This is a genomic window from Methylophaga sp. F7, assembly GCF_056863975.1.
Window position 1 is genome coordinate 552,669 of sequence record NZ_CM166511.1, and the last position, 18,355, is coordinate 571,023.

Annotated in this window: 14 protein-coding genes and 1 pseudogene; all 15 read left to right on the plus strand. The window is 44.7% G+C overall.

Annotation, left to right across the window (positions count from 1 at the left end):
* The first annotated feature begins 27 nt into the window (after window positions 1-27).
* The 15 genes and pseudogenes from AC08OG_RS02820 to fliI all read left to right on the plus strand — a co-directional run bounded on the left by AC08OG_RS02820 (window position 28) and on the right by fliI (window position 18,349).
* Complete coding sequence (locus AC08OG_RS02820) at window positions 28-4,203, plus strand: glycosyltransferase (protein WP_292356248.1); 4,176 nt, start codon at window positions 28-30, stop codon at window positions 4,201-4,203.
* Between the two features lie 161 nt (window positions 4,204-4,364).
* The gene (locus AC08OG_RS02825) at window positions 4,365-5,201 is read left to right on the plus strand and encodes a flagellin N-terminal helical domain-containing protein (protein WP_014707546.1); all 837 of its coding nucleotides are present in this window, start codon (window positions 4,365-4,367) and stop codon (window positions 5,199-5,201) included.
* Between the two features lie 186 nt (window positions 5,202-5,387).
* Window positions 5,388-6,221 carry a flagellin N-terminal helical domain-containing protein gene (locus tag AC08OG_RS02830; RefSeq protein WP_292356252.1) on the plus strand — a complete coding sequence of 278 codons (834 nt, stop codon included), beginning with the start codon at window positions 5,388-5,390 and terminating at the stop codon, window positions 6,219-6,221.
* 67 nt (window positions 6,222-6,288) lie between these two features.
* A complete protein-coding gene (locus AC08OG_RS02835) occupies window positions 6,289-6,690 on the plus strand; it encodes a flagellar protein FlaG (protein WP_292356253.1) in 402 nt (133 codons plus the stop codon).
* Between the two features lie 47 nt (window positions 6,691-6,737).
* On the plus strand, window positions 6,738-8,099 hold the full coding sequence (fliD, locus tag AC08OG_RS02840; protein WP_292356255.1) for a flagellar filament capping protein FliD: 1,362 nt from the start codon (window positions 6,738-6,740) through the stop codon (window positions 8,097-8,099).
* Between the two features lie 29 nt (window positions 8,100-8,128).
* The gene (gene fliS, locus AC08OG_RS02845) at window positions 8,129-8,518 is read left to right on the plus strand and encodes a flagellar export chaperone FliS (RefSeq protein WP_292356257.1); all 390 of its coding nucleotides are present in this window, start codon (window positions 8,129-8,131) and stop codon (window positions 8,516-8,518) included.
* 6 nt (window positions 8,519-8,524) lie between these two features.
* A complete protein-coding gene (locus AC08OG_RS02850) occupies window positions 8,525-8,842 on the plus strand; it encodes a flagellar protein FliT (protein ID WP_292356259.1) in 318 nt (105 codons plus the stop codon).
* 140 nt (window positions 8,843-8,982) lie between these two features.
* On the plus strand, window positions 8,983-10,470 hold the full coding sequence (locus AC08OG_RS02855) for a sigma-54 dependent transcriptional regulator (protein WP_292356261.1): 1,488 nt from the start codon (window positions 8,983-8,985) through the stop codon (window positions 10,468-10,470).
* A gap of 127 nt (window positions 10,471-10,597) precedes the next feature.
* Window positions 10,598-11,785 carry a sensor histidine kinase gene (locus tag AC08OG_RS02860; protein WP_292356263.1) on the plus strand — a complete coding sequence of 396 codons (1,188 nt, stop codon included), beginning with the start codon at window positions 10,598-10,600 and terminating at the stop codon, window positions 11,783-11,785.
* Window positions 11,782-13,166 (plus strand): annotated as a pseudogene (locus tag AC08OG_RS02865) (sigma-54-dependent transcriptional regulator). Before AC08OG_RS02860 ends, AC08OG_RS02865 begins: the two are co-directional and overlap by 4 nt.
* A gap of 41 nt (window positions 13,167-13,207) precedes the next feature.
* The gene (gene fliE, locus AC08OG_RS02870) at window positions 13,208-13,540 is read left to right on the plus strand and encodes a flagellar hook-basal body complex protein FliE (RefSeq protein WP_292356267.1); all 333 of its coding nucleotides are present in this window, start codon (window positions 13,208-13,210) and stop codon (window positions 13,538-13,540) included.
* 29 nt (window positions 13,541-13,569) lie between these two features.
* On the plus strand, window positions 13,570-15,261 hold the full coding sequence (gene fliF, locus AC08OG_RS02875) for a flagellar basal-body MS-ring/collar protein FliF (RefSeq protein WP_292356269.1): 1,692 nt from the start codon (window positions 13,570-13,572) through the stop codon (window positions 15,259-15,261).
* Window positions 15,261-16,271 carry a flagellar motor switch protein FliG gene (gene fliG / locus AC08OG_RS02880; protein WP_292356271.1) on the plus strand — a complete coding sequence of 337 codons (1,011 nt, stop codon included), beginning with the start codon at window positions 15,261-15,263 and terminating at the stop codon, window positions 16,269-16,271. Before fliF ends, fliG begins: the two co-directional genes overlap by 1 nt.
* Window positions 16,258-16,944 (plus strand): flagellar assembly protein FliH, encoded by a 687-nt coding sequence (locus tag AC08OG_RS02885; protein ID WP_292356273.1) that lies wholly within the window; start codon window positions 16,258-16,260, stop codon window positions 16,942-16,944. The genes fliG and AC08OG_RS02885 overlap by 14 nt, the downstream gene beginning before the upstream one ends.
* Window positions 16,931-18,349 (plus strand): flagellar protein export ATPase FliI, encoded by a 1,419-nt coding sequence (gene fliI, locus AC08OG_RS02890; protein WP_292356275.1) that lies wholly within the window; start codon window positions 16,931-16,933, stop codon window positions 18,347-18,349. The genes AC08OG_RS02885 and fliI overlap by 14 nt, the downstream gene beginning before the upstream one ends.
* Window positions 18,350-18,355: the final 6 nt, after the last annotated feature.

Here is an 18,355-nt window from a genome sequence, read left to right on the forward strand (position 1 = left end):
CATCAGATACCACCTCAGGAAGAAACAATGACAACAATAAAGCAGGACGGAATATTAACCATCGGCATCACCAGTTATAACTATGGACATTTTATAGGTGAGGCACTTGAGTCGGTTATCAATCAAACTTCCCCGCATTGGAAGTTAATGATTTACGATAATGGTTCAACCGACAATACGTTTGAGGTGATCGAACCCTATCTTGAAGATCCTCGAGTGTCATTGTTTGTCCATGAAAAAAATATTGGTGGTACGGCAAATAGCATTTATGCAATTCGACAAGCGAATAGCCAATATTTTTCCTTCCTTCAGGCTGATGATTTTCTAGAGCATAACTTTGTTGAGGATGCACTTGAGCAATTTAAAATTCATCCTGAAAGTCCGTTTGTTTTTTTTAACTGGCAACAATATATAGAGCAAACCAAAACGCGATACGATCACAATCGTTTTCCGTTTTCCCCGGATCGTTCCGGCCCTCTTTTTATCGGTCCTTTCCTGACTATATTCAACTTTGTTCCCTTGCATATGGCGGCGTTCCGAACCGAATGCTTGCAATATGGATATGAGGCTTTAGTGGCGTCACCATTAAAGCAAGTAGGTGAACAATTTGTCTTGAAACTACTAGAAGATAAATATGGTATCGGCTGTTATACCGGCACAATGGGTGGTGTCTGGCGACGACATGACGCTCAAATGACAGCCTTACATGTGCAAAACAGTGTGGCTTTTTTGGAAGAGCCAGCTGAACGTCATTGGTATATCAAAACAACCCCCAATCCCAACTATATAAATGTGTTTATGGCACTTGCAACCTCCATGTTCAAACTTTCTCCGGGGAGCTTATTGAACACGGCTGACTGGTTGACCCATACAGAAGGTCAACGTTATGCAGAGAGCTTTGGGGTGCCCATTGAAGCCAAAAGAGACAACATTAAACGCGTCGTGCTTGTGGTCTTACTTAAAGTGGCTACCTATGCTCAGTTGACGTTGTTTCAAGAGGCTGATTTAGTCAACTGGATGAAATCGTTAGGCTATGAATTCACTGAATCCGCATTGAAAGAATTGCTGTTTGATATTTTATCCACTGAAGGTGAGGAGCTGCTGAATCTAAAGGAAATTGAGCAAATTTGTCAGTTTTGTTTTAAAAATATTCAACCGCAGCATATCAACCCTCAAGCGGAAAAAATCCGTGACCTGATTAACAGTCAACTTTTTCCTGTACAGAATCAGACGGGACTACCATTACTGTCACTTGCACGGTCAATGTTGGAAAAGAGGAGAAATATTTTCTCTTCTGCAGAAGATAGAGAACTGTTTTTAATCACTGTGTGTAAAGCGGCCTTCGATGCAATTGTTCAGCGCTATAAAAATGCAATCAGTCCTGAGGATGCCGTTGAGCTCCATGATTTAATGAAAGCCCTGCTTGATCACAAACAGATCGTCGAGCAAAAAGCCCTTGCACTTCAACTCCGATCAGAAATTTATGAGTGGCAGTTAAATATTGATTATCAACGTTGGATTAAAAATCATGCCTTACTAGAAATTGATGCCCAACTTCATGCAGAAAGAATGATGAGTTGGTCAGTTCAGCCAACATTCCATTTGTATATGTTTATGTTTGAGGGGGAGGAAAATCTTTTAGCGAATACCATTGACTCACTTGCAAAACAGTTCTATCACAATTGGAAGCTAACGGTTATTGCTGATGGACTTGCACCCGATGTGATGTTTGATGAGCTGGATGTGTTGGAGTGGCAAAGTTTCCCTGCTGAACAAGACCCATACGTTTTTCTGAATAATTTGATAATGAAGCAGTCAGATGGTTGGGCCATGTTTGTACCGGCAGGTGTGCAGTTTGAAGCGCATACATTTTTGAGTATGGGAGACTATATTGATCAATATCCACAGCAAAAATTATTCTACAGCGATGATGATTTAATTTCCGCTAATGGAACAAGGCACACTCCACGGTTTAAGCCGGACTTTAATCTCGATATGTTGAGAAGCAAAGATTATGCAGGTTTAGTGCTGTGCGAGAGTAACCTGTTCAGAAGTTTAGGCGGATTTGACATGTTGCCTGCGCATGAAAATTATGGCCTCACGTTTAAAGCCTTTGAATTGTTAGGATCTTCTGCAATAGGTCATATTAGTGATGTGTTGATTCACCTTCCAGAAACGATTCAAGGGCAAATGAACCAACCCACAATGCAGATGGCTGTAGAACAGCATTTAAAGCGTTTGGGTATAAATGCATACCTAGAACCAGGGCTGGCACAAAATAGCGTTCGAGTAGAGTATGAGTGGCCTGTATCACCTCTAGTTTCTATCATTATTCCAACAAAAGATAAAATTGAGTATCTCCGACCATGCGTTGATTCTCTGCTTCTGAAAACGACTTATTCAAACTTTGAGCTGATTATTGTCGATAACCAAAGCGAAGATCCAGATATTTTGGAATATATTAATGTGCTTCAAGCAAACTACGGTGAGCGGGTTAGGCGACTGGAATATCCCTACCCATTTAATTATGCAGCAATAAGCAACTTAGCCGCAAAAGAGGCAAACGGCGAATATTTACTGTTCTTAAATAATGATACGGAAATTTTGCACGCCGAATGGTTAGATAGAATGGTCAGACATGCACAACGGCCGGATGTTGGCATTGTCGGAGCACGTTTAGTTTACCCCGAGTCAGGATTAGTGCAGCATGCGGGTGTTATTTTGGGCATGGATAGTGTTGCGGATCATCTTTTCTTAGGAGTGCGGGATATACACGAATCAGGCTATATGGACCGCGCACATTTAGATCAAAACTTTTCTGCTGTAACAGCTGCCTGTTTGATGATTCGAAAATCTATTTATGATGATGTCGGGGGGATGGACGAGGAAAATCTGGCTATTTCCTATAACGATATTGATTTATGTCTAGAGGTACGGGAAAAGGGATACTTAGTGACTTGGACTCCTTATACAGTCTTAGTCCATCACGGAAGTGTCAGTCAAATAAGCGAATTTTCTCCAAGAGCTGACGAAAATTCCCGAAGATTTCTGCGTGAAAAAACATTTATGTTGAAAAAGTGGCTTCCTCAGATAGCCAATGATCCTTACTTTAACCGTCATTTGACTCTTGCAACCAGAGAAATCCAAATCGAAGCCCAAATGCCCACTAATTGGGATACCAATTTTCATGATAGAAATCGTGTGCTTGGGCTGCCATTAGCTGGTGGAAGTGGTGATTACAGAGTGATTCAACCTTTTAGTGCTCTTAGTCATGCAGCATTGGCACAATGTGAATATTATCGATTTAATCATAATTTCACCAAACCGATTATGATCTCGGAATATGCTCGCATTGCACCGGAGACAGTGGTGTTTCATGCCGCTTTAAATGATCTCCAACTTAAACAATTAGACCAGCTTAAAGAATTTTTACCCGAGGTTTTCCGGGTTTATAGTATTGATGATTTACTTACTAACGTGCCGGAGCAGAGTTCAGCCTATAAAGAAATAAAGCGTCATTTTGCTGACGCAAAATCTAGGATGCGCCGTGCATTACAATCCTCAGATCGTTTAATTGTCTCTACACAACCTTTAGCAGACCTTTGTGTTGGAATGATTGATGATATAAGAGTGGTTCCTAATCGACTACCAAAAGAACCATGGCTATCACTTAGTTCACTATCTAACCAAGGTATCAAGCCACGTGTGGGATGGGCTGGCGCGCAGCAGCATCAAGGTGATCTGGCCATAATGTTTGAAGTAGTTAAGGCGACTGCAGATGAGGTGGATTGGATATTTATGGGCATGTGTCCAGAAAATATTAAGCCTTATGTCCATGAGTATCATCATTTTGTACCAATTGCCGATTACCCTGCAAAACTTGCCAGCTTGAATCTGGATCTGGCTATCGCGCCACTGGAACTACATCCTTTTAATGAATCAAAAAGTAATCTACGGTTATTAGAGTATGGAGTATTAGGCTGGCCGGTTATCTGTACCGATATTTATCCGTATCGTACCAACAATCCCCCAGTTATTTATGTGCAAAATCAAGTAGATGAATGGGTGGCGGCAATCCGGCAAATATTGGCCGATAAAGCGGCATTAGCTGATGCCGGTTCAGCGTTAAAGGCATGGGTTCTCAAGCATTACATGCTTGAGGATCATCTGGATGAATGGCTTGAGGCTCTGACAAGAAATTAATACCAAATCTATAGGGCCAGTTTGGCCCTTTATTTTTCTAGGTTTACGCTTACCATATTGAAAAAATAAAGATTATTGGCACGAACACTGCTTAGTTGAATTCATACCTGTTCGGAACGCCGGCAGGTTCTGAATAGAATCGCTCAATTAGGGAGAGTGTTATGGCACTAATCGTCAATAGTAATCTGGCATCTTTGAATGCTCAGCGTAACCTGAGCACTTCGCAAAATGATCTGAATACAGCTTTACAACGTTTATCCTCTGGTTTGCGAGTTAACAGCGCCAAAGATGATGCTGCTGGTCTTTTTGTGGCTCAACAACTTACTCGAGATATTCGGGGAACAAACCAAGCTGTTCGTAATGCAGCAGATGGTATTTCATTAGGACAGACTGCTGAGGGTGCGTTAGGCCAGGTAGCCAACAATCTTCAGCGGATTCGTGAAATTGCTATCCAGGCGTCAAACGCAACGGTTGGTGATCGCAGCGGTTTACAAAAAGAAGTAGATCAGTTGACCCAGGAAATTTCGCGTATTGTTCAAACCACTGAGTTTAGTGGAACCAAGCTATTAAGTGGGGCAACCTCTCTGGTCTTCCAGGTTGGTGCCAGTGGTTCAACAAATAACCAAGTGACTCTGGATACGGTTAATATTACCGGTATTGGTGGTTATTCATTAGACCTAACTGCAACCGGAACAATCAATGTTAGTGATGCGTCAAATGCCTCTGCAGCATTATCAGGATTATCAACTGATATTGATACGGTTAACCAGACTCGTGCAACCTACGGTGCTTTGCAGAACAGATTTGAAGCCGTTATATCTAATCTGCAGAATTATGCCGAGAATTTGACTGCTGCACGTAGTCGGATTGAAGATGCCGATTTTGCGGCTGAAACAGCCCGATTGACTCGTGCTCAGATACTGCAGCAGGCAGGTACATCAATTCTGGCACAGGCCAACAGTTTGCCACAGAGTGCATTAACCCTATTGCAGGGCTAATTATGATGGCTTCAAAGTTCCTGGAAAGACATGCTTTGGGTGGATTCTGGTTTATTTGAAAAAAAGATTAAAGAAAAATAATCGCAGGTCGCTAAACATTTCGGAGGCGGTAAATACTGGGTTTTCCACAGTCTGTCCGCCATGTTTAGTGGGGCAAAATGCCCTTAAAAGCCTAGGAGAATTCTCATGGCGGTTATTGTTAACTCGAATCTGGCATCATTAAATGCACAGCGTAATCTTGAAGCATCACAAGGCAGTCTGAATCAATCACTGCAACGTTTATCATCTGGTCTGCGTATCAACAGCGCGAAAGACGATGCAGCCGGTTTGTTCATCGCTGAACAGCTGACTCGTGATATTCGTGGTACCAACCAAGCAGTTCGTAATGCATCTGATGGTATTTCCCTCGGTCAAACTGCTGAGGGTGCATTAGGTGAAATTGGTAATAACTTGCAACGTATCCGTGAGCTAGCGGTACAGTCTGCCAACGCCACCACCGGTAACCGTACAGGTATCCAAGCTGAGGTTAACCAGTTAACTCAAGAAATCTCACGTATTATTCAGACTACTGAATTTGCCGGTAATGGTCTGCTGAGTGCTGCCAACTCATTGACATTCCAAGTCGGTGCAAGTGGTGCTGCAACAAATCAATTGTCGGTATCAACTGTTAGTATGACTGCTATTGCCGGCTATTCAGCTGATTTGGCGGCAACAGGTACAATTGACGTAAGTACTGCTGGTGCGGCTTCTGGAGCACTTGCTAACTTGAGTACCGCTCTGGATACTGTTAACCAATCACGTGCCACATACGGTGCTCTGCAAAATCGTTTTGAAGCGGTTATCTCTAACCTGCAAAACTATGCAGAAAACCTGACTGCAGCACGGAGCCGTATCCAAGATGCTGACTTTGCTGTTGAAACAGCTAACCTGACGCGTTCGCAAATTTTGCAACAGGCTGGTGTTTCAATCCTGGCGCAGGCTAATACCCTGCCTCAGACAGCACTTTCATTACTCGGATAAGTTACCGGGAGGCTTTCCCGGCAAATAGCCGGGAAAAGCTTACCCGATATTCTTGGAGGATGAAGGAATGACTACCAACGATTTAACAGTTAAAACTGATTCGTTGTCATTACCAAATTCTGGCAATATTCAGCAGGGCAGTAATGTTCCTGCTGAAGTTGTTTCAGGGCTTGCTTCAACACAACGAGTCAATCCATTGGCTCAACCGAAGATGCTATCCAAACAGCTGGAAGCCACGGAAGAGCAATTAGCAGCGATTCAGGAGAGAGTAGTTGAGCTTAATAGCTACATGCAAAACTTGAATCGTTCTTTACAATTTTCAGTAGATGATAAAAGTGGCGATACGGTTATTAAAGTGATTGATTCTGAAACGGATGAATTAATCAGACAAATACCCGCTGAAGAGTTATTAGTCGTTCGTAGCTCTTTGGAAGAATATCGCGGCATGTTGCTGGAGATGAGAGTTTGATTGGCGTGTAATTTGCTTAAAATTACACACTAATCGGGAGCGTTATCATGGCTACAATACAAGCACCAGGCATCGGGTCTGGCTTAGATGTAAACGATATTGTCACTAAGTTGATGGAGATTGAGCGTCAGCCTATCGACAACTTAACGTCTAAAAAGTCATTTATTAATGCTCAGATAAGTGCTTATGGCTCGCTAAAGAGTAAAGTTGCTGATTTTCAATCAGCAATGGCTAATCTTAATTCACCTGAGAAGTTTCAGGTATATCAAGCCACTAGTGGAAGTGATTCTGTTTTTACCAGTTCAGTTTCAAATGGTGCTGTTGCTGGAAATTACAATATTGAGGTGGTTAGGCTGGCAGAAAGGGATAAAATTGCTACCCAAGCCTACACCGATTCCAACACCGTCGTTGGTGAGGGTACGCTTAATATCAATATTGGATCTGAGAGTTTTGCGTTAACAATTGATAGTAGCAATAACACTTTGGCTGGTATACGTGATGCAATTAATGATGCAGCTGATAACACCGGTGTCTCTGCGACAATTGTTACTGGTGACGATGGTGCTCGTCTGGTTCTCTCTTCTAAAGAAACCGGAACAGATAATGCTCTGCGGATAAGTGTAACAGACAGTGATGGTGGCAATACTGATGAAGCTGGTCTATCTGCCTTAGCCTATAATCCAGAAGGCGGAGTGGAATTTCGGGCGGCCATTTCTTCAGCTCAAAATGCCCTTATCCGGATAGACGGTTTTAATGTCAGTAGTAGCACCAATACAATTACGGGCGCTATTGATGGTGTGACTATCAATGCTGCTTCTATAGGCTCATCAACGTTAAGTGTAACTCGGGATGATGAGAAAATTCTCGAATCTGTTGAAGCCTTTGCAGCTGCCTTCAATGCTTTACGAACAGAAATTAACAAGCAACGCGATGGACAGCTGGAAGCTGATAGCACTCTTTTATCGTTAGAACGGCAAATTTTTGATGTTTTAAATGCTGGTTCATCAATTGACGGTTCCTCTTTTAGTTATCTGATAGAAGCGGGTGTCTCAATCAATAAACAGGGCGTTATGGAGGTTGATTCGGATCGTATTACTGAAATTATGAATACCGATTTTGAATCTTTTACCAATTTATTTGCCTCAGAGAATGGTGGGTTTGCAGCAAAACTATCAACCCTTGCCAATGGTTGGTTAGCCAGCGATGGATTGATTGATGCTCGTGAAGACGGTCTGAAGACTCAAGTCGAGGGAATTGATGACCAGATTTTACGAATGGAAGATCGAATGATTTCTGTAGAAGCCAGAATCCGAGCTCAATTTACTGCGCTTGATACTCTGGTGAGCAGCCTTAATAATACGTCGAGCTTTTTAACGCAACAATTAGCTTCATTGAATAATAATAAGTAACACAGAGCGAAATTAGGATGATGCAAAACATGATCAATAAAAAAGCACTGGAAGGTTATGGTCGAGGAGCCGTAGAGTCAGAAGTTAACTTTGCCTCACCGCATCGTATTATTCAGATGTTAATGGAGGGGGCGCTATCTAAAATTGCTACCGCCAAGGGATGTATCGACCGAAATGATATTGCTGAAAAAAGTCGGCAGATTACTTGGGGCATGAATATTATCCAAGGCTTACGAACCAGCCTTGATGCTCAAAAAGGTGGTGAAGTTGCTGCTAACCTGGATGCCTTGTACGAATATATGGGGCGACGTTTGCTTGAAGCAAATGTTAGTAATGATGTTGCAATTCTGGATGAAGTCAGCAGCCTTTTAATGGAAGTGAAAGCTGGTTGGGATAATATTCCGGCTGATTATCACTAATCATTTATGACACATTTCAGCGATAAACTTAACTCCCTGCACCAAGCGGTGCAACTTACTCAAAATATGCTGGCTATGGCTAAGCAGAAACAATGGAATGAATTGCCAGAAATTGATAAAAAAAGGCAAATACTGTTGCAGTCGATATTTCCATTAGATGACGATTCTCCAGAAATTGAAGGCCAGGCAACATTGCTGCAAACACTTATCGACACCAACAATGAACTGATTGCGCATTGCCAGGAAGGAAAACAGTCTCTACAACTTCAAATGCGTAATGCAAAATTCACCCATAAAGCCGTAACGGCTTATCAATCCAATTAGTTAGCGCGCTTGTTTCTGAAAAAGTTCCCATTTACAGTGTCATTTTTTTGACAACTAACTGCAAAGTGCTTAACTTGAATTAACTAAATCCCTAACGTAATACCAGCAGGTTCAGAAAGAGCTTGCCTTCAGGAGCAGTTATGAATGCGTGTAATATCTTGGTGATAGATATTGACCCACAACGCCGAGAAACACTTTCCACGCTTATTGCGTTCGTAAATTGCCACGCTGTCGTGGTGAATGATATGGAAAACTGGTTTGATAGCGTTAATGATTTGAATGATATTGCTTTAGCGCTGGTTGGTGATTGTGGTGGTGTTAGCCCGACAAAACAGTTATTACGTGAGCTTATTAATCATGAAGCAAGGATCCCGGTGTTTACACTCGATTATCCAGAAGCTTTAATCAGAGAATTTCCCGGCTCCATCGGCAGCTTAAATTATCCCATCAAATACCTTCAGCTAAACAATGCAATCCAACAAGCTTCGGTTTACAGGAACCAGGCTGATAATCAAGCTGAGACAGAACCGTTATTTCGTTCGCTGGTGGGCAACAGTACAAAGATGAAACGGGTTCAGAAAATGATACATCAGGTTTCTGATTCAGAAGCCAATGTATTGATTTTAGGAGAATCTGGAACGGGTAAAGAGGTGGTTGCCCGCAACCTGCATTATTTTTCCTCACGTCGCGATAAACCTTTTGTACCGGTAAACTGCGGTGCTATTCCCGGCGAACTTCTGGAAAGCGAATTATTTGGCCATGAAAAGGGTGCGTTTACTGGTGCGATAACTGCTCGTAAAGGTCGTTTTGAAATGGCCGAAGGCGGAACACTGTTTCTTGATGAAATTGGTGATATGCCCCTGCCTATGCAAGTTAAGTTATTAAGAGTTTTACAGGAAAGAACCTTTGAACGCGTAGGCAGTAATAAAACCCAAAAAGCCAATGTCAGAGTGATTGCCGCGACCCATCGTAATCTCGAAACTCATATAGGTGATGGCCGCTTTAGAGAAGACCTGTTTTACCGCTTAAACGTTTTTCCTATTGAGATGCCTGCCTTACGCGAGCGGCCTGAAGACATTCCATTATTGATTCATGAGCTTATACAGCGAATAGAACATGAGAACCGGGGAGCTGTACGCTTTACTCCGACGGCCATCGCATCATTATGCCGCTATACCTGGCCCGGCAATGTTCGGGAACTGGCAAATGTGGTTGAAAGACTCGTCATTTTATATCCCTACGGCACGGTAGACTTTGATGACCTGCCAGAGAAATACCAGATTGAGGGTGAACCACTCCCGGAAGTTATTACATCGGCAATTGATTCCCAGCCACACTCACCCACTGCGCTTAAAGTATCCTCCAAAGCGAATGGTAGTGATGCTTCAGCTTCAGCGAATGGTTTTCAGCAATCTGATGATGCGCTGTTAAGTATGGATACCATACCTGAAGATGGCTTGGATTTAAGGGAACATCTGGCCAATCTGGAATATCTGCTGATCAAACAGGCCCTGGATGAAGCGGCTGGGGTTGTAGCTCATGCAGCCAGTAGATTAAAAATGCGCCGAACGACGTTAGTTGAAAAGATGCGAAAATACGGTATTCAACGGGATATTGAAATCAGCTGAAATAGCGCCTGAAATTTGACTCTGAAATAAAGTTATTTAATATAACATATTGAAAAATAAAGAATAAAAAATAGGGCATATATTTTGCTAGCTCACTATTGGAAACCCTTTAGTGGAGCAAAATTAGATGAACCTCAAATGGCCTGAATCCTCACCTTACAGTGAAAATAAAGTTGCGTTAAAGGCAATACAACCAACAAAACGTAATGTGGTTGATATCGCTGAACATAAGCCTTTGTGGACACCACCGGTAAATTCCCAAAAAACATCCGCTTCAGAGAGCCGCATTGCAGATCGTCTCAGCAGTTTGCTTGCCGTCATTCCTGGCGGTGTCGTGGTCATTGATGGAATGGGTGTGGTTCAGGATTGTAACCAGGTAGCGATTAATTTATTAGGCGAACCGTTGACAGGTCAACGCTGGATTGATGTTATCAAACGTGCGTTCAAGCCCAGAGAAGATGATGGGCATGATGTTTCACTGGCAGATGGTCGACTGGTACATATTTCAACCAGCCCGCTGGATAAAGAGCCTGGACAGATTATCCTGCTGCAGGAGGTTACTGAGACTCGTCAATTACAACGTAAGGTTGCGCATCTGCAACGATTATCAGCTATGGGGGAAATGGCGGCACGTCTGGCGCATCAAATTCGTACGCCTTTATCGTCTGCCACTTTATATCTGGCGCCTCTTCTCAAACCTGAGACTGAACAAACTACACAATTAAAATTTGCCCGTCGTTTACATGACAGCCTGAGCCATATGGAACAGCTGGTTCGCAATATGCTGGCATTTTCACGGGGTGATATGAATAGCACTGCGCCGGTAAGTGTGAATGCATTAATTGATGAACTGGTACAGCAATTTGTGGCACAACCGGAAAGTGAATCGCTCAATGTTCATGTCATTAATCTGGTGAACGATGGTTATATTTATGGCTGTCAGCCAGCCTTGGTCAGTGCACTGAATAATTTACTCAACAATGCCCGGCAGGCCTGTGGGGAAACAGGAAAAATAACCATTCATGCTGATTATGCTGAAGAAGGTCAACAACAGTTTATTGAAATCAGTATTGAAGATAATGGTGCGGGCATCGCCGAAGCTGATTACGACAAGATACTGCAGCCTTTCTATACCACGCGTTCTTCAGGAACCGGGTTAGGACTCGCTGTGGTGCAGTCTGTTGCCAGAGCTCACAAAGGTATGCTCTGGCTCGATAGCGAGCAGGGTGTAGGCAGCACATTCTGTCTGCGATTGCCTGTTTACCGTCCATCTAATACCTCTCAGGAACAAATGCAAGCAGGAGTGAAATCATGAATCAGTCGATGATTATGGTAGTGGAAGATGATGCCAATTTACGTACCGCTTTATGTGACACGCTGGAACTTGCGGGCTATAAAGTTACGTCGACCGATCACGGGCAAAAGGCCTTGGATAAACTGGCTAATGAACCGATCGGCTTATTGCTCAGCGACTTGCAGATGCAACCGATGGATGGTCATACATTATTGAAAAAAGCCCGGGCGATGTTGCCTTCATTACCTGTTGTTCTGATGACGGCTTATGGTTCTGTACAAAGTGCGGTAGAAGCCATGCACGAAGGGGCTTGCGACTATTTAATGAAACCGTTTGAAGCTGATGATTTATTGCAGCGGGTACAACGCTACGTGCGAATACTGCCAGCCAGTGATGACATGGTCGCAGCAGCCAAATCATCAGTGGATTTACAGGCATTGGCCAGACGTGTTGCTGAGACTGACGCAACCGTTCTGATAAATGGTGAAAGTGGTACGGGTAAAGAAGTGTTAGCACGCTTTATTCACCGGCATTCACCACGTCAGGACGGCCCTTTCATTGCCATTAACTGTGCAGCTATTCCGGAGTCCATGCTTGAAGCCACTCTGTTTGGTTACGAAAAAGGCGCGTTTACTGGGGCAGCTCAAGCCTATGCTGGTAAGTTTGAGCAGGCTAATCAAGGCACGATTTTGCTGGATGAAATTACCGAGATGGATATTTCATTGCAGGCCAAATTACTGCGCGTATTGCAAGAGCGCGAAGTGGAGCGTCTGGGGGCAGAAAAACCCTCTCTCTTGATGTTCGTGTGCTGGCGACTACCAACCGCACTTTACGTGATGAAGTCAAAGCCGGCCGTTTCCGCGAGGATCTATTTTACCGATTGAATGTTTTTCCGTTGCAGTTATTGCCTTTGAGAGAAAGACCTCAGGATATCGTGCCACTTGCCGAACAGTTACTTGAACGTCACTGTCAGCATGGTGGACGGGTCGCACCGCATTTCGACAGTGAAGCACAAAGAAAACTGTCGCAACACAGCTGGCCGGGAAATGTTCGGGAACTCGATAATGTTCTGCAGCGGGCGTTAATTTTACAAACCGGTTCAGTAATTAACGCCGATGATTTGGCATATGAAGCCATGTCAGGAACTCAGCAAACCACTAACGAGGTAACCCCGGCACCAATTACAGAGCATAGCGAGATTGTTAGCCCCCTCGATAATGCAGATGATTTACGCAGCCACGAACAGCGTCATATTCTCGACATCCTGGCAAAGCATCGTGGCAGCCGCCGGGAGACTGCAAAAGAATTAGGTATAAGTGAACGCACCTTACGCTACAAAATCTCACGTTTTCGTGAACAGGGCATTGCCATTCCCGGAAAATTTGGCAAGAAGTCTGCATAAACAAATCAGCCCACCAAGCAATACAAAGCGAGAAGATAATTATGATAAAAGCAATTGATCCTAACCAGTTACTGACGCAGATGCGGGCCATGCAAACTCAGGCTAATCAGGCCATGCCAATGCCAGCTGAGCAGAATTTATCTAGTGGCAGGGTGGATTTTGGTGATCTGATGAAAAATGCTGTGGATAAAGTAAATGAAACACAACAAACAGCAGGTCAGTTACGAACGGCTTTTGAATTGGGTGATCCCAAAGTCAATTTAACCGATGTCATGATTGCCTCCCAAAAATCAAGTGTGGCGTTTGATGCCACGGTCCAGGTCCGCAATAAGCTGATTGAGGCTTATCAGGAAGTCATGAGAATGTCGATTTAATGGCGTTGGTTTAATTGAAGAGCCTGAATATGGAAAATGCACCTGCTACAAAAACGAACACATTTGCTGCAAACACCCCGTTGGCAGTTATGCAAAATAATATTTCCCGCCAACCCATAACCAAGCAGATCATGTTTTTATTGGCGATCGCGGCCAGTATTGCTGTTGGCGGTTACGTGTTTATGTGGTCGCAAACACCTTCTTATCAGGTGTTGTTTTCCGGAATGGAAGCTCAAGAACCCTCTGAAGTAGCCAATGTGCTGCAACAGATGCAAATTGATTATAAGTTAGACCCTACTACGGGGGCATTGCTGGTTCCGGCTTCAGAAGTTCAGGGATTACGCTTACGGTTGGCGGCTGAAGGTTTACCGCGCAGTAGCGCACAAGGCATGGAAATCCTCAGTCAGGAACAGGGATTTGGCACCAGTCAGTTTATTGAGCAGGCTCGCTATCAGCGTGCAATGGAGCAGGAGCTTGCCCGTTCAGTGAGCGAGTTGCAGAATGTCCGCAGCGCCCGTGTGCATTTGGCGATCCCCAAGCAATCGGTATTTGTACGTGAACGTAAGCCACCTACTGCTTCGGTTGTGGTCAATCTTTATGCAGGCAGAACATTGGAGCGTGGCCATATTGCCGCTGTTACTCATATGGTGGCGGCCAGCATACCCAATATGAAAAGCTCAGATGTCACCGTTGTTGATCAGCGTGGTAATTTATTGAGTCAGCCAGAGCGTGATAGCAGTATGGCGTTGAGTGATACGCAGCTGGAATTTACGCAAAAACTTGAACAGTTATATATCAGCCGTATCGAAGATATCCTAACGCCTATTGTGGGGATGAACGGTGTGCGTGCGCAGGTAGTTGCAGATGTTGACTTTACAGTCACAGAGCAAACACAGGAAAGTTATAACCCGGATCTGGCGGCATTACGCAGCGAACAACTTGCTGAAGAAGAGCGCGTTGGCGGACTTGGTCCTATGGGTGTGCCGGGAGCACTGGCCAATCAACCTCCTGGTGGTGGGGTCGCACCGGAACAAGCAGCACAGGAAAATGTTGGTGAAGATGGAGAAGTGGTAGCTGAAACGGTCACACCCGGCTCAAGTACTCGTCGCAGTACACGTAATTTCGAACTTGATCGCACCATCAGTCATAGCCGTCTGGCACCTGGCGACATTCGCAAGCTGAGCGTTGCTGTACTGGTCGACGAACCGACCACTACCGACGCTGAGGGTAATGTTGTCGCCACACCTATGAGCGATGCACAAATGGCACGTATTAATACGCTGGTCATGGACGCAATTGGTTTCAATATGGCCCGAGGCGACAGTTTAAATGTTGTCAGCGCACCATTTGTTACTCCGATTGAGGCCGAGCCGCTTCCAGGTATCCCTCTGTGGGAGCAACCATGGGTATGGGACGTGGGTAAACAAGTCTTGGGTGCATTGGTCGTGTTATTCCTGATATTTGGTCTGATACGTCCAGCTTTCAGAGATTTGAATAAATCTCCTAGTAAACAGTTAGCCAACCAGAGCGGTGAAAATACTGATGAAATGTCAGCAGAGCAAGTATTGGCAGCAAGTAGTAAAAACGGTGAGGATATTGCTAAACTGACGACTGGTTCTGAGCGTGTTGAACAGCATTTGACTAATATTCGCAGTTTAGTACAGCAGGATCCTGCGCTGGTAGCGCAGGTCGTAAAAAACTGGGCAGCGAGTGATGCATAATGGCCGAACAACCCCGTAAATTAACCGGTACTGAAAAAGCCGCAGTATTTCTTCGCTCAATAGGTGAGGAAGATGCTGCGCAGGTGCTTAAGCATATGGGGCCGAAAGAAGTTCAGAAAATCGGTCAGGTCATGGCGACTTTGAACAATGTAACGCGTAGTGAGGTGGAGACTGTTTTAGGCAGTTTTGTCACCACGGTAGAACAAGAAACCGGTCTGGGCATTGGTTCTCATGACTATGTGCGGAAAATGCTGGTTGGAGCCCTGGGTGAAGAACGTGCCGGAGGTTTGCTTGACCGGATTCTTTCCGGTGGTAATACCAATGGTCTGGAACAGTTAAAATGGATGGATGCTCGTGCTATCTATGAAGTAATACGACTGGAACATCCCCAAATAGTCGCGATAGTCTGTTCGTTTCTGGATCCCGATCAGGCTGCTCAGGTACTTGGTATGTTTCCGGAACGTGATCAGGCCTCGATTTTACTGCGGGTGGCAACACTGGATGGTGTGCAGCCAGCAGCGCTGAATGAACTGAATGAAATCCTGGAAAAACAATTCAGCGGTAACGCTGGCGGACAAACTGCCACCGTTGGCGGGCCTAAAACAGCTGCCGATATTCTTAACTTTGTTGAGGGTAGTCGTGAAGCAGCCATTATGGAAAAAATCAAAGAATCCGAACCGGATCTCGGTCAGAATATCGAGGATTTGATGTTTGTCTTTGATAATCTGATTGATGTGGATGATCGTGGCATGCAAACATTAATGCGTGAAATTCAAACCGATCAGCTTCAGCTTGCCCTTAAAGGCGCTGATGATAATCTCAAAGAGAAGTTTCTTAAAAATATGTCCCAGCGTGCAGCAGAAATGCTACGTGATGATCTTGAAGCGATGGGACCCGTGCGTATCAGTGATGTTGAGGCCGCGCAAAAATCCATTTTGTCTACCGCACGGATGTTATCCGATAAAGGTGATATTGCATTAGGTAGCGGTGGTGGTGATGACTTCATCTGATGATCTTTATACCACCCAACATGCCAACGTTTTATCCGCCGAAGAACTCGCCAATGCCTATGAGCGATGGGAAGTTCCTCGCGTGGTATCGGTGTCGGATGTTGAAGCTGAAAATACCAACCCTTTAACTGTTGAAGCATTGGAAGCTGTTCAGCAGGCCGCACAGGAAGAAGGTTTTAAGCTGGGCTATGATGAAGGTTACCAGCAAGGTCATGAAGCAGGATTGAAAGCCGGGGAAGCCGATATTCTGCAACAGGCTCAACAATGGAAAGCCTTGATTGACACTCTGAATAATCCGCTTAAGAGCGTTGATTCAATTGTTGAACAAGATTTGCTGTCGATGATCAGTCTGCTGGTGCGGCAAATGGTTTATCACGAACTCCAGCAAAACCCTGAACTGGTTTTGACTGCTGTGCGCGAAGCGCTTGCAGTATTACCCGTCAGTGATCGCCAGCTAAAAGTTTATCTGAACCCTGAAGATATGGAGCTGGTGAAAAACGGCTTGAAACTGGATGAAGATACCGGCTGGCAATGGTACGAGGATCCGCTAGTAAGCCGTGGGGGAGCCAAGTTGGTGACGGCAGATACCACCATTGATGCCACCGTTGAAACCCGACTCAATAATTTAATTTCACGGTTATTAAGTCAAGACAACCATCATGAACCCAGCTGAATCGCCAAACCAATCAACACCTTTGCATGACAGGTTGCAACATCAGCTGGAGCGACTCACAGCCGATCATGAAACACCTATTACCGTGGAAGGACGATTGACCCGAATGGTCGGTTTGACGCTTGAGGCCGTTGGATTTCAAGCCTCAATTGGCAGTCGTTGTGAAATTCATGCTCCTGGCAGAGAGCCTGTCGAAGCGGAAGTGGTAGGGTTTCATGATGAAACACTGTATTTAATGCCTACCGGCAACATTCGTGGTTTAGTCCCTAATGCCCGGGTCAGGCCGATCCGTAGTGATTCTCAGGTACCCGTTGGTAACGCTTTACTGGGTAGAATTGTCGACGGTGCCGGAAAACCGCTTGATGGACGTGGGCCGCTTAACGTAAAAGATAAAGTCCCTCTACATGGCAAAACAGTTAATCCACTATCCCGTGCACCGGTCAGACAACATCTGGATGTAGGCGTCAGAGCAATAAATACATTAATGACGGTTGGACGTGGTCAGAGGATGGGGCTGTTTGCCGGGAGCGGCGTCGGCAAAAGTGTATTGCTGGGTATGATGACGCGTTTTACTGAAGCCGATGTGATCGTGGTGGGCCTGATAGGTGAACGGGGACGTGAAGTTAAAGAGTTTATTGAAGATATTCTGGGTGAAGAAGGCTTAAAGCGTGCCGTGGTTGTCGCATCACCAGCCGATCACTCACCCTTGATGCGTTTGCATGGCGCCATGTTGGCAACCAGTATTGCAGAATACTTTCGCGATCAGGGTAAGCAGGTTTTGTTATTAATGGATTCATTGACACGGTTTGCCCAGGCTCAGCGTGAAATTGCCTTGGCAGTTGGTGAACCGCCAGCCACCAAGGGTTATCCTCCGTCGGTTTTTTCGTTATTGCCGCAACTTGTTGAACGTGCTGGCAGTGGTGAAGTCGGTGGTGGAGCAATAACCGCAATTTATACAGTGCTTACCGAAGGTGATGATCAGCAGGATCCAGTGGCCGATGCTGCTCGTGCCATACTTGATGGACACATTGTTTTATCCCGACAATTAGCTGAGGCCGGGCATTATCCGGCGATTGATATTGAAGCGTCGATCAGTCGTGTCATGCCACAGGTTGTCGATGCCAAACAACTGCAGCTGGCCCAGCAATTCAAGCGAATCTATTCCACTTACCGGCAGAATCAGGATTTAATTACCATTGGTGCTTATCAGGTAGGAAGCGATCAGCAAATTGATGAAGCGATTAATCGTTTTCCAGCGTTATCAGCAATGTTGAAACAGGACATGCATGTGGCGCATGATTGGAACAGTAGCCTGCAGTCATTGCAAAAACTGGCTTTTGGCCAGATGAGCAATTCACAGCAACTAAATGGACAACTGATGACAGCGGAGCAACGTAAATTCTAATTTTGG